We start from the raw sequence: 13,792 nt of genomic DNA, 5'->3' as shown, positions 1-13,792 counted from the left end.
AATGAAAAATAATATATTCAAAACGAAAGACTTAAAAAGTAAAAAAGCAAAAAGACTAATCACATCTGTATTGACAGCAGGAGTATTGGCATTGACATCATGTGAATCCAATCTTGATAAAATCAATGAAAACCCGAATGATCAGGCAAGTATTGATCCTAAATATCTTCTCACCTATGTTGCTAAAGATGCCTTTTGGGTGAATGGAGACAATATGTATGCTTCAAGAATGATGATTGGTACCGATGGTGAAAATCCTTTTCAGTACATGAAATGGAATGACGCATCTTTTGAAGTCTATTCAAAAGGGCTTCTTAATACAGTAAAAATGATGCAGGAGTCTGAAAAAAGAAATAATAAAAACTATGTTGCCGTAGGTAAATTTCTAAGAGCTTATTATTTCTTTAATACAAGTTTAAAAGTGGGCAGTATTCCCTATTCTGAAGCAGTAAAAGGTGAATCGGGTATTACCCAACCTAAATATGACAGTCAGGATGTTGTGATGGCCGGAGTTTTATCAGAATTAAAAGAAGCCAATGATCTTATTAATACCAATGATAAAATTGAAGGAGATATTATTTTCAACGGAGATGCTAACAAATGGAAAAAACTCATCAATTCATTCCGTTTGAAAATCTTAATCACTCTATCTAAAAAAACAACCGTTGGAAGTTACAATATTGCAACAGAGTTTGCTTCTATTGCAGGAAGCCAGCCTTTGATGACCTCTATTTCAGATAATGGGGAACTTAAGTTTGCTGACGCAGCAGACAGTAGATATTCTATGTTCAACAACAGTGGATATGGATCCAGTTTATATATGGCTGATTATTTCATCAATTTATTTAAAGACAGAAAAGATCCACGTTTATTTACATTTGCCTCTCAAACTACTGGAGCTAAAGAAGCAGGAAAAACCATCACAGATTTTAGCGGATATAATGGAGGAAATCCTACTTCTCCATATTCTGACAATGCTGCCTTAATTACTGCTAAAAACATTTCTAAGGTGAATGACCGTTTCTACAAAGATCCAACTAACGAACCTTCATCAATTTTAAGCTACTCTGAACTGGAGTTTATCCTGGCAGAAGCAACAGCCAGAGGCTGGATATCCGGATCAGCAAAAACACATTATGACAATGGAATCAAAGCCAGTTTCAGTTTTTATCAGACTTACGTAAAAAATTCAGGACAATATTTTACAGGATTTGATGTCAACCAATACCTGGCTACTCCTTTGGTGGTTTATGATAACTCTGCGTCTCTGCAGGTACAATTGGAAAAAATTATGACGCAAAAGTACATGATTATGTTCCACCAGTCACAATGGACTTCTTATTATGATTACCTGAGAACAGGATATCCTAATTACCCTTTAAAACCTGGTGTAGCAGCACCATTCAGATTCAGATATCCTCAGTCTGAGTACAATTATAATAGTACCAATTTAAAGGCAGCTCTTACCACTCAATATGGTGGAAATGATAATATCAACTCTAAACCTTGGTGGTTACAGTAAGAATCTGATTTTTTTTACACAAAACAAAGAAATCGCAGGAAAATCCTATTAACTTGCGGTTTCTTTCTTATTACGATAGATCATGGACAGAAGAGAATTTTTAGAAAAATCAAGTATTTTATTAGCTGGATTAGGAACTTCAAATGTTTTACACCCTGCTATTCTAAAGGCTTTAGCGATAGAACCTGCTGCACAGTCTACTTTTTATGATGCAGAACATGTAGTTATTTTGATGCAGGAAAACCGTTCATTCGATCATGCTTTTGGAGCTCTCAAAGGAGTTCGTGGGTTCCTGGATAAAAGGACTTTTATTAAGCAGGATGGGCATTCCGCTTTTTTTCAAAAGGAAAATACAGGAAAATATGCAGCTCCGGCCCGTCTGGATTTGAGAAATACCAAATCAACATGGATGAGTTCCCTTCCCCATTCGTGGGAAAACCAGCAGCAGGCATTCAATAAAGGAAAATATGACCAATGGCTTCAGGCTAAGGCTTCGGGTAACGAAAATTATAAAAATATTCCGCTTACCTTGGGCTACTACAACCGTGAAGATCTTCCATTCTACTATCAGCTTGCAGATGCTTTTACCATATTTGACCAATATTTCTGTTCTTCAATGACAGGAACCACTCCCAACCGACTTTTCCATTGGTCGGGAACGCTTAGAGAACAGCAAAATGGTAAATCAAAAGCTAATGTGGTGAATGATGATATTGATTATGATAAAGCAAGACAGGCAAAATGGAAAAGCTTCCCCGAAATTTTAGAGGAGCAAAATGTTTCATGGCGTATTTATCAAAATGAGATCAGCCTTCCAAAAGGTTTATCAGGGGAACAGGAAGCATGGCTAAGTAATTTTACAGATAATCCGATTGAATGGTTTTCAAAATTTAATGTTAAGTTTTCAAAAGGATACTATGAGCATATTCCCAACATCATCGCCTCACTAAAGCAGGAAATCCTGAAAAAACCTAACCGGAAAGAAAGGCTGGAGGCCATCATTACTGAACTTCAGGAAGATCTGGTAAAATATCATCCGGATAATTATTCAAACCTTTCCCAGCAGGAGAAAAACCTCCACGAAAAAGCCTTTACAACAAATTCAAAAGATCCCGATTATCACAATCTGGAAATTGGAAAAGATGAACATGGAGAAAGACTGGTTGTTCCCAAAGGAGATGTACTCTTCCAGTTTCGTAAGGATGTAGAAGAGAAAAAATTGCCCTCGGTTTCCTGGCTGGTAGCTCCTGAGCACTTCTCAGATCATCCCGGATCACCATGGTATGGAGCATGGTATATTTCTGAGGTTTTAAATATTCTGACCAAAGATCCTGAAATGTGGAAAAAAACAATTTTCATTATCAATTATGATGAAAATGACGGGTATTTTGACCATGTGATCCCTTTTGCTCCCCCATTAAATCCAAGCCAACCGGTTGATATCAATGGAAAAAGCGGTGTGGAATATGTAGATAAAGCTCAGGAATATATGTCTGATCCAACATTAAAGGATTATGAAAAAGCAGAAGGAACAGTAGGATTGGGTTACAGAGTACCTATGATTATTGCTTCCCCATGGACGAAAGGCGGTTTTGTTAATTCTGAAGTTTCAGATCATACTTCTGTTTTGCAGTTCCTGGAGAAATTTATCATGAAGAAATTTAATAAAAATGTTCATGTAGACAATATCAGTGAATGGAGAAGAGCTATTTGTGGTGATCTTACCTCAGCTTTTAATTCGCCCAATAGCAAAGCTCCAAAAATGGATTATCTTGATCAAAAGGATTATGCTAAAACCATTAATGCAGCCAAAAATAAACCTGTTCCACAGCTAAAATGGTATTCTGAAAATGAACTGAAGAATGATTTACTTGAAATTCAGGAAAGAGGAATGAAGCCTTCCCATCCTCTTCCTTATAATTTTCATGTGAATCTGGAAGCAGGTAAGATTAGAATGACTAATGCAAAAGAAAATGGAGTTCCTCTCCATCTTTATGACAGAACCCAATTGAACAGCCATCATTATTATTTTTCTTATGCATTGTATTCCGGGCAAGAACTGTCTCATCCCACAAGACAATCAGGAAGTTATGATTATGAAGTTTTTGGTCCTAATGGTTTCTTCCGAAAATTCAAAGGAAACAATATTCCGGAATCAGAGATTATCTTAATTAATAATGCTTCAAAAAGCCAGGTTGAACTGATCGTTAAAAATGGGAAAAAAGAAAGTATTATCTTGGAAAACCTGTATGAAAAAACTAAAAAAACAATTTCTATCCACAAACCGGAAGAGAAAATAGTGATTGACCTTAACCCATTTAAAGGCTGGTATGACTTAAAAGTAACATGGGGCGAGCATATCTGGCATTTTGCAGGAAGATTAGAAACAGGAAAAGTTTCTGTTTCGGATCCACATTGGGCGTAAAGTTATATTCTTATAAAAACATTATTAATCCTGTACAAACGTGCAGGATTTTTTATATACGGAAAGTGAAATATTTTTCAATTATATTGCATTACGATAGAAAAATCATCAACAATATAAAAATTATTATATATTTATTTCATAATCTGTTTGATTTTTATTATTTTCACTTAACTAATAATTAAGATCATGAATAAATTAAAATTAACCGTTGCAATGTCTTTATTTGCAGCAGCCATATCCGGAAACCTGAGTGCTCAGGACACTAATACAGATAATCACACCATTACGATTTCTATTCCAGAAGTTGCACTGGTAGACATTGAACCTGCCGCTACGAAAAACATTACATTAGGATTTACGGCTCCTACAGAAGCTGGTAACCCTCTTGTTGCAAGTGCAGCCAACACTACTTTATGGCTTAATTATTCTTCTATCAAATCCGTTGCAGACCCTACCCGTAATGTAAGTGTAAAGGTTAATGCTATCATTCCAGGAGTAGATATCCACGTAACAGCTGCTGCTGCTACAGGTTCAGGAGCTGGTACTTTGGGAACATCTGCAGGGCTACTAACATTAAGTGCTGCTGACCAGACTATTATTTCCGGAATCGGAAGTGCCTATACTGGAAATGGAGCTAATAATGGCCATAACCTTACCTATGTTCTTGCTGCAGGAAGTGGACCTGGGGGTGTAGCAACTTATGCAGACCTGCAAGCAACTGCCACTACTGTAGCTACTGTTACTTATACCATATCAGATAACTAGAATTTAAATAAAATTCAATTCTGCATTTCAAAACCAAGAAGAAATTGGATCCCAGTTTCTTCCTGTTTTTGTATTATCAATAATAAAAATTCCAAATTTGACATAATGATAAAGCGTATTCTTTTTTTAATCACTTTGATTTTGCAGTTTAGCTTTTTACATGCCGGCATTGTGGTTCTTAACGGGCTTACGCATTCCTATAAAGTAGAAAACGGGAAAGTTTACAAAGGAAAAGTTGCCATTGAAAATACAAGTAATAATCCTCAAAGTGTAAAATTGTTTTTGCAGGACTTTACTTATCATGCTGACGGAACGATTAATTATACCGCTCTACATACTCAAAAAAGGACTAATGGAGATTGGATAAAACTTAATACAAATTTAGTAACCCTTAAAGGGAAAGAAAAAACAGAAGTGTTTTATGAAATAACTGTTCCTAATCAGTCAATAGATCCCGGCAGTTATTGGAGTGTTATCATCGTAGAACCTGTAGATGATATCAAACCTAGCGATAAGCAACCTGGAGTAAGCATTACCTCTGTGATACGGTATGCGATTCAGGTCATTACAGATTACGACACGGAAAAGGCCAAACCGGACCTTACATTTGAAAATATCAAAGTAGAAAAAGAAGAAGGAAAAAAAACTGTAAAAATTGCAATAGCTAATAATGGAAATCTCTATTGCAAACCTACAGCATCTATTGAAATCTATAACCGCAAAACAGGAGAAAAAATAGGGACTTTTTCAAGCTTGACAATGGGGTTATTGCCTTCTACTTCTAAAACATTTTACATTGATATCAGTAAAGTACCACCTGCACAGTACAAAGCTACTGTTATAGCAACGGACGAAGATGAGAATGCTTTCGCGCTCAATGTGGAACTAGAAGTAAAAAATGATTAAAACCTGGACGTTATTAATTTTTATATTATTCCCGTTATTTACTTTTTCTCAACAGTCATCTAACCGATTAACGAGTAAAAAAGATAGTTTAATGCCGGGAACGTCTACTTCTATTCCTTTCAGTCTGGAAAATAATTCGCTTGAAAATAAGGTGTATGACATTTCAGTCACTACTTCAAGCCCGCTTATCACTCCCATCCTTGCAAAAGGGGAATTCCAGATTCAGTCCCATGAAGCGTCCGTATATCTTGTCCCTTTACGTATTTCAACAGAAGCTGTTCAGGGTGACTACTCTATTGTATTACATATTACAGATCGATCTACGGGTCTCATTTTTACAAAAGCTTCACAGATTAAGGTTTCCGCAAGCAGAAAGCTTTCCCTTACTGCATTGGATTCTCCGGAATTTATCCGGGCAGGAGAAACCATCCGGGCTTCCTTCCTTTTAAAAAACAATGGAAATACTACTGAAAATCTTACCCTGGAAAGTAAGAATGCCCTTGTAGATCATGATGCATCAATTATTCTTGCTCCAAACGAATCCAAAGTTATTACCATCCATAAAAAAACCAATCCGGAAGTTGGTCAAAATGAATTTCAAAATCTAAATCTTTCGGTATATTCTAAAGATAATCCTAAAGAAAATCAAAGCGTTTATATCAGTACCCAGGTGATCTCTGTACAACCTGCCAGTCTGGATATCTATCACAGGATTCCGGTGGTTGCTTCATTATCCTTTATCGGAATGAAAAATATGGGAGTTTATCATGATGGCTTTCAAGGCGAAATCTATGGCAAAGGAACACTGGATAAAGAAAATAAAAACCAGATTGAGTTTCATGCCGCCACACACAATCCTATTGAATTCAATACTTTTACTCAGTATGAAGAATATTTTGTGAACTATAAAAGGGATAAATTATTTGTTCATCTGGGTGATAAAACATACTCTTCCTCCTATTTAACTGAATTTGCCAGATATGGTCGTGGGGCAGAAATCCGATATGATTTTAATAAAATAAGTTTAGGTGGTTTTTACAACCATCCCCGATTTTTCAGAGATATTAAGGATGAATTTAATATCTACTCAGCATTTAAAATCCGTAAAGAGTCTGAAATTTCCGTTGGGTATCTTTACAAAATACCGATGAAGGAAAATTCTGATTTTAGGAATATACAATTAGATTCTGAAGCTCATCTTCCTTACGCTAAAGGAAAATTCAAAGTTTCGAAAAACATTAACCTTTCGGGAGAATTTGCTTATAGCACCACAAAGAAAAATGAAGGGACAGCCTATATGGCGCAGGCTGAAGTGAATTTTGAAAAGCTCAATGGAAATCTGATGTATATGAAAGCAAGCCCGCAGTTTGCAGGCTACTTTACCAATACCAGTACTTTCAGTGGATATCTTCAATACAGAGTATCGAAAAAAATCAATGTTTTTGCCAATTATATGGAGGATGCTAAAAACTTTCAGAGAGATACTTTATTTCTGGCCGCACCTTATAGAAAGTATTTTCAATATGGAATACAGTATAAGTACCTTTCCAATGGCTTTATAATGCTTAATAATGGCTATCAAAAATACCAGGATCGTTTAGAGCCTAAACAGTTTGATTATTATGAGCGTTTCCTCAGAGTCTCTGTAGACCAGCATATCGGAATATTTCAGGTTAACCTTGAAGGGCAATTTGGAAAAACAGATAATTATCTGACAGGATTTAATGGAAATTCAACTTTATATTCTGCAAATCTATCATTTGAAAAATTTAAAACATCATTCAACGTTTTTGGAAGTTATGCCATGACTTCCAGATATCAATTACAAAACCAAAAACAGTTGTATTATGGAGCAAGAGTGTTTAGCAGGTTCTCAGATAAAACGAGCTTAAGCATTTTTTACCAAAACAACTACATGCCTGAGGAATACTTTAAAGACAGAAATTTATTTGAATTATTATTCCACCAGCAATTATTTCCAGGAAACGACCTGGATCTTTCAGGAAGATACTCACTACAAAGGGGGCAAATAGGAGATAAGGATTTTATATTTTCAATGCGCTATACCTGGCGGCCAAATATTCCTGTGCAAAGAACTGCCGAATATGTTTCGTTATCCGGTAATATCAATACCCTTGGAATCAAAAAAAAGGAAGGCATAAGATTAATGCTGGGAAGCTATCTATCTGTTACAGACAAAGAAGGTAATTATTTATTTAAAAATGTGATTCCAGGTAATTATTTCCTGGAATTAGATCGTTCCACCATAGAAATCAATGATATCCCAACCCTCTCAATTCCAGCAGCATTATCCCTTAATAACAAGGAAAACATTTTTAATTTCGGACTCACTACAGCCGCAAATATACAAGGCTATATCCAACTTTCGGAAACGGAAGAAAAAAATCAAACGGATATTGAAACATTACAAACTAAAAAAGGAAAAAATAAGAGAGAAAGCATCATTGTAGAAGCCATTGGCAACGATCAGACTTTTCGTAAAATATGTTTTATAGGAGAAGCATTCGATTTTACCTATCTCCGGCCGGGAGACTGGACAGTTAAACTGTATAGAAATGGTCTTGATAAACGATATAAAATTTCAACAGATAAATTTCAAATTACTTTAAAACCTTCAGAAATAAAAAAACTCAACATCCAGATTGTTAAACAACAGATAGAAATTAAATATCAGCAGGAATCCTTAAAAGTAGGATATAATCAAATAAAAAATAAGAAATGATTTTGAAACACTCCCTAATACTAGCATCTTTTATTTTTTCGGGTGTATTATATTCTCAGGCAAATATTACTCTAACTTTACCTGTTGTGACCTTAATGGATATAGAACCAACAGGAAATATTACTTTAAAATTTACAGCACCTACTGAAGCCGGAAATCCTCTTGCCAACCCAACACCTGATACTTCAAAGTGGATCAATTATACTTCTGCAATTACCTCCGGAGGACTTACCAGAAGAATTACAGCAGCTATTAGCGGTACTACCCTCATTCCGGGAGTGAATATCAGGCTACAGGCTGCGGCTGCATCCGGAGCAGGAGGCGGGACCTTAGGAACTCCTTCTGCACAAGTAACCCTTACCAATACTCCTATTACCATCATAAGTGGTATTGGAGGAGCTTACACAGGCAATGGGGTTAATAATGGACACCGCCTTACGATATCTCTCGTTCCAAGCACGTATGCAAATTTATCTGCACAAACCAATACCGTTCTTACCATTGTCTATACCATTACAGAATAAAACGGAAATATGAAAATGAATGGACTCTTCTTCGGAAACACACTTATAAAAAGGTATTTATTTACTTTTATTTTATTTGTAAGCAGCAGCTATATGGAGGCACAGGTAGTAAATGTCTCCGGAAGCTGGACCGCCAGTATACCTTCCATTACTGAAGCGGGAAATAATTATTCCGGAACTTATGATAACACTGGCAATACCGGTACTAATCAGATCATACTCTCCGGAACATTACCAGGATCTTTTCTCAATCTCCTTTCAAGTACGGGAGCAAAAATGACCATGCATTACACCTCCAACCCCTGGAATACTTCTATGACGCTTTCCGCAAGAAGAACCGGAGGGACCACAGCAATACATGGGGTATGTCTTCTGTGTACAGCTACAATCAATGGAGGAACAACCTATATTCCAATACCACAATCACCTGATGTAACATTTCTAACGTTTACTTTTGGTGGGGTTTTAGGACTGGGGAATAGTGTTACTTTCTCAGATATTGTTTTACTCTTACAGGTATCTGGTGTTTCTGTCACCATTCCTGCAAGCACCTATGGCGCGCGGGTAGTTTTCACCATCGTTGCCAATTGATGCCGGGGAAGATCATTGAAAATGATTACCAAATAAAATCGTATCTTCTATGATATAAAAAAGAACCCTTTCCAAAATTTGGAGAGGGTTCTTTTTCAAACATTCAATTTAGTGCTTTGCCCACCAAAGAGGGGTAAGAACTGCATCTTGTCCGCCCAGTAACTGTACTGCTTTTGTGTACCCATCCTGGTCTGTATTCCTGAAAGTACTTGGATATCTTAACCTCTGAGGGAAATTCTGAATAGAGTTTGTCATATAATTTCCTGAATTCAAATTAGGTAAATTAACCAGCGGTGCTTCTATTGCAGGGTTTTCAAAGAAAGGTAATCCCAGTCTTCGTTGATCGCTCCAGGATTCTAAAGGAAGCCATGGCATATTCGCAATATATTTTTGGGTAATGATTTTCGTAAGCTTATCGTTTTTCACTGAGCCATTTTTGTAGATGGTATTTACCGGGTATTTAATTTCAACAGAAACCATATTTCCAGTAGAAGGATCTTTATAATTCATGGTATGACTGGCTCCAGGCTCTGCCACATGGCTATAAGCTACAGAAGTTCCATCACGGTTATAATCCGTTGAGGTAATATACTGAGTATAAAATTGTGATACTCCATTATACGCAAAGCTATCCTGAATTCCTTTATTATAGGCCGCATCATCACTCATTGGAACTGCCCATCCTTTCAGGGCTGCTTCAGCCATCAGGAAATAAGTTTCCCAGCTTGCAAAAAAGATTCGAAAGTTATTGCCTTCTCTATATTGTTTTCCTAAAGCCGGCATGCATCCAATAACTCCTCTTAACCCGTTTCTTTGGCCTTTTACACCCCAGTTCCCTATTGTAGTCGTATTCCAGGTATTTACCGTATTAATTGTTACTTTAGAACCGTTGGCAAAAGTAAGATCTCCATTATTAGTAGACGCTTGATTGGTATAACTAGGATAAAGGGAATAAATTGGATTGTTGAAATCCCCGGGAATATAAAATGTTTTATAAGCCCTTGGATCGATTTTATTTGGAAGTCCATCCAGCCAATATCCTGCACTTGGGTCATTGGTCATTGTTGAGAACTGTTCATCATATTTTATGCCGATATAATCAGCATCTTTCACAGCTGTATGCTGAGCAGCCGGCAATTGATCTGTAGAATTAACTCCACCCAAACCAATATACATATTATTAAGAGTAGCTGATAAAATCTGCGAATTCCATTCCCTAGACATTACCCCTGATAAAGGATTCCAACCGGTATCTTCTTTAACTTTAAAATTATCATCGCTTGTACTGATGAACATATTAGAATTAGCTGCGGCCTCAAACTCTGTTTTTGCTTTGGCAGGATCCACTTCTGAAATTCTCATCGCCACTCTCATTCTCATGGAGTTGGCATATTTTACCCATTGACTCCATTTAAAGCTATAGACCATATCATAAGCATTAGGATTGGAAGGGGCAGGTTGGTTCACATCCATTTTAGCAACTGCATCCTTTAACTCATCTAAAATAAAATAATACACCTCTTTTTCAGAATTAAAACCGGGATTTACTCCTTTAAATGCCTGAATAGGCTGTGGACCAAAATTATCAGAAAACTCACTCATCAGATAAGCTCTCCAAATCCTGGCTACCTGGATAAGATTATCATAATGAGCTTTACCTTGACCTATTGCTTTCTTTTCATTGGCAATTTCAATAGTTGCATTGGCATTATTCAGCCATTCTGAAATTCCTTTCCAATATTCTACAGTCCAGGAATCATCATATGATCCACCTGCAATTCCTGTTGACAAATGCTGTCTTGCAGCAGTTTTCCAATACAAAACAAAAGTACGTTCAGCAATATTGGGATCTTGCTGTGCTCCTAAAATAGAATTATTTAAAAAATACTCCGGTTCTGCCTTATTAATATCTACAGAAAACGGATCGTTATTGATGTCTTCAAAATCATTACATGATGTACAAACGACAGCCAACGCAATGAGGGATAAAATATATTTTTTCATGATGTCAGTATTAATATTAAAAGCCTAATGTAATTGAGAATAAATAAGATCTTGTGGTTGGAAATGAAAGATTTTCAAATCCTACAGCATTAGAATTGATGGCAAATACAGACTCAGGATCTATTCCCTTTGCTTTACTGTAGATCATCCATACATTATTGGCTGTGAAAGAAATCTTAGCACTCTGAAGTGCAAATTTTTGAAATAAACTTTTAGGAAAATTATATGATACCTGAATATTTCTTAGCCTGATATTGGTTGCATCGTAAATGTTCTGTTCTGTAATTCCTAAGTTTCCAGCTGTTACAGCGGCCCAATAATCCTGTTGTGTTATCTCTTTTGTATTGCTTATATAACCCCCATTTTGTTGTACTACTGCATCAAGCACAAAATTATCTCTTCTTCCTCCGGGAGCTGTATCAGAAGCAAGACCTACTTTCTGTAAAGCAGATTGAGTGGATGAATAGAATTTTCCTCCAATTCTCCCGTCAATAAGGAATGAAAGTCCAAAATTTTTATATACAAAGCTATTGGTTATTCCAAACAAAGCCCTCGGTGTCTGATCACCTAAATAATATTGTTCAGCAGTAGCCTGAGGCAAACCATTGAGCCCAACAATAAGTTTTCCATATTGAGGACTGTTAGGATCTTCTACTCTTAAAAATTTTGTTCCATAAATAGATCCATAGGGCATACCTACTTCTGCAAAAAAGCTTACATTATCAAAACCAGCCAAAGGATATTTTAAAACTTCTCCATCAATCCGGTCAATCACACTCTTTAGTTTAGAAAAATTCGCATTTACATTCCATGTAAAATTCTGCTTTTTAAAAATATCTGTATTTACAACTATTTCAATTCCGCTATTACTAAGGCCTCCTGAACTTATCTTTTTATACTCATATCCGGAAAGTGGATTCATTGGTAAATCTATTAACTGATCTGTTGCAGTATTCCTGAAATAACTTACATCTAAGGAAACTCTGTTAAAGAATTTAAGATCTGCACCAACTTCAAAAGTTTTAAGTTTCTCAGCATGTAAATTAGGATCATAAAGAATTTTTTTTCTGCCAAGAATGGCATGACCACCTGGATCTGCACCTAGTTTATAAGTATTATACAGTTCGTAAGGATTCAACGAATTTCCGGTTACCGCATAAGCAGCACGAAGCTTAGCAAAAGTTAATACTTTAGAATTGGTCCCGTTTAATTTATTCAACATCTCTGTTAAAACTAAAGAAGTACTGATAGAAGGATAGAAATAAGATCTATTTTCAAGAATGAGGGTGGAAGACCAGTCATTTCTTGCCGTTGCATTAATAAACCAATACCCGTCATAATTAATCTCAGCAGAAGCAAATACAGAATTAATCTTCTTCCAAAAATCAATTTCATTATTAGCAATACCAGCAATATCACTAGTATTATTAACACTAAATGCATTAGGAACAATCAAGTTTTGAGTACTGAAATAAATTGCTTTGGTTCTGCTCTCCATCATTTGTCCATATACAGAAAGCGATCCACCCCATTTTCCAAATAAGTTATCTTTTTTTGCAGTAAGGCTCGCAATATAATTATTCTCATAGAATTTCTCTTCGCTGGTTGCATAAGAATTTCTACGTGAAGATCCTGTCCATACTCTTGCATCTGCATTTAAAGCATAGAAATCCGCCCCCACTCTTACATCTCCACTCAGCCAATCATTAAATTGATATTTAAGATACCCATTTAGCAGAAAACGATCTTTCTTATCTGCATTAAGGCTATTATAAGCAGACCAATAAGGATTTATCCCGTTAGGAGTAATCCAGCGTGATTTTACATCATTTTGGGTTTGTCCTTGTTCGTAATCTCTTATATCAATGTTTTGAGGCATGAGAAGAATATTAGGATAATAATTGCCATCTCCTTTTCCTCCTGAAGGTCTGTTTTTAGCCTTTGTGCTTATATATTGTACCTTTACCTCAGAAGTCCATCTTTTATTTGCTCCAAAATTTGAGTTCATCTTAGCCATAAAATTGAATCTTTCAAATTTAGAATTAGGGATCTGGCTATTATCGTTCAGATAATTCGCCGAGGTATATAAGCTGGTACCTTCTCCTAAGTTTTCCTGAAAGCTCAAAGTATGTTGTGAATTGATACCTGTCTTAAAGAAATTTTTCAGGTTATCATATCTTTTCATATTAGTTCCATCTAAAGCAGGGCCCCAAGAGCTAGAATTATCGCTATTTGCCGAATTAGCTACCCCATTTAGTCCTAAACCAAAACTCTTCTGCATATCCGGCTTCATAAAAATACTTTCAAAA

At 36.1% G+C, this 13,792-nt stretch carries 9 protein-coding genes (1 of these 9 running past the window's edge); 7 read left to right on the top strand and 2 right to left on the bottom strand.

Features of this window, described 5'->3' with window-relative positions:
• The first annotated feature begins 1 nt into the window (after position 1).
• The 7 genes from EG344_RS13260 to EG344_RS13230 all read left to right on the top strand — a co-directional run bounded on the left by EG344_RS13260 (position 2) and on the right by EG344_RS13230 (position 9,479).
• Positions 2-1,522 (top strand): SusD/RagB family nutrient-binding outer membrane lipoprotein, encoded by a 1,521-nt coding sequence (locus EG344_RS13260; RefSeq protein WP_123909830.1) that lies wholly within the window; start codon positions 2-4, stop codon positions 1,520-1,522.
• Positions 1,523-1,604: 82 nt separating this feature from the next.
• A complete protein-coding gene (locus tag EG344_RS13255) occupies positions 1,605-3,947 on the top strand; it encodes a phosphocholine-specific phospholipase C (RefSeq protein WP_123909829.1) in 2,343 nt (780 codons plus the stop codon).
• Between the two features lie 189 nt (positions 3,948-4,136).
• Positions 4,137-4,715, top strand: a complete 579-nt coding sequence (locus EG344_RS13250) for a hypothetical protein (RefSeq protein ID WP_123909828.1) — start codon at positions 4,137-4,139, stop codon at positions 4,713-4,715.
• Between the two features lie 105 nt (positions 4,716-4,820).
• The gene (locus EG344_RS13245; protein WP_123909827.1) at positions 4,821-5,621 is read left to right on the top strand and encodes a WxL protein host-binding domain-containing protein; all 801 of its coding nucleotides are present in this window, start codon (positions 4,821-4,823) and stop codon (positions 5,619-5,621) included.
• Positions 5,614-8,364: a hypothetical protein gene (locus EG344_RS13240; protein WP_123909826.1), complete on the top strand. Its 2,751-nt coding sequence runs from the start codon at positions 5,614-5,616 to the stop codon at positions 8,362-8,364. Before EG344_RS13245 ends, EG344_RS13240 begins: the two co-directional genes overlap by 8 nt.
• Positions 8,361-8,888: a hypothetical protein gene (locus EG344_RS13235; RefSeq protein WP_123858066.1), complete on the top strand. Its 528-nt coding sequence runs from the start codon at positions 8,361-8,363 to the stop codon at positions 8,886-8,888. The genes EG344_RS13240 and EG344_RS13235 overlap by 4 nt, the downstream gene beginning before the upstream one ends.
• A 9-nt stretch (positions 8,889-8,897) precedes the next feature.
• The gene (locus EG344_RS13230) at positions 8,898-9,479 is read left to right on the top strand and encodes a hypothetical protein (protein WP_123858068.1); all 582 of its coding nucleotides are present in this window, start codon (positions 8,898-8,900) and stop codon (positions 9,477-9,479) included.
• 108 nt (positions 9,480-9,587) lie between these two features.
• Here EG344_RS13230 and EG344_RS13225 read toward each other — a convergent pair whose 3' ends face one another.
• Together EG344_RS13225 and EG344_RS13220 are read right to left on the bottom strand one after the other, a co-directional pair.
• The gene (locus tag EG344_RS13225; protein ID WP_123909825.1) at positions 9,588-11,483 is read right to left on the bottom strand and encodes a SusD/RagB family nutrient-binding outer membrane lipoprotein; all 1,896 of its coding nucleotides are present in this window, start codon (positions 11,481-11,483) and stop codon (positions 9,588-9,590) included.
• Between the two features lie 16 nt (positions 11,484-11,499).
• On the bottom strand, positions 11,500-13,792 hold the 3' portion of the coding sequence (locus EG344_RS13220; protein WP_262697349.1) for a SusC/RagA family TonB-linked outer membrane protein. The gene runs 461 nt beyond the window's last position; 2,293 of the gene's 2,754 nt are visible here — the last part of the coding sequence; its start codon lies beyond the right edge, outside the window; it ends in the stop codon at positions 11,500-11,502.

Source organism: Chryseobacterium sp. G0162 (assembly GCF_003815715.1).
Lineage (GTDB): Bacteria > Bacteroidota > Bacteroidia > Flavobacteriales > Weeksellaceae > Chryseobacterium.
Note: the sequence above shows the minus strand (reverse complement) of the source record. Positions and strands in the feature narration are given on the sequence as shown.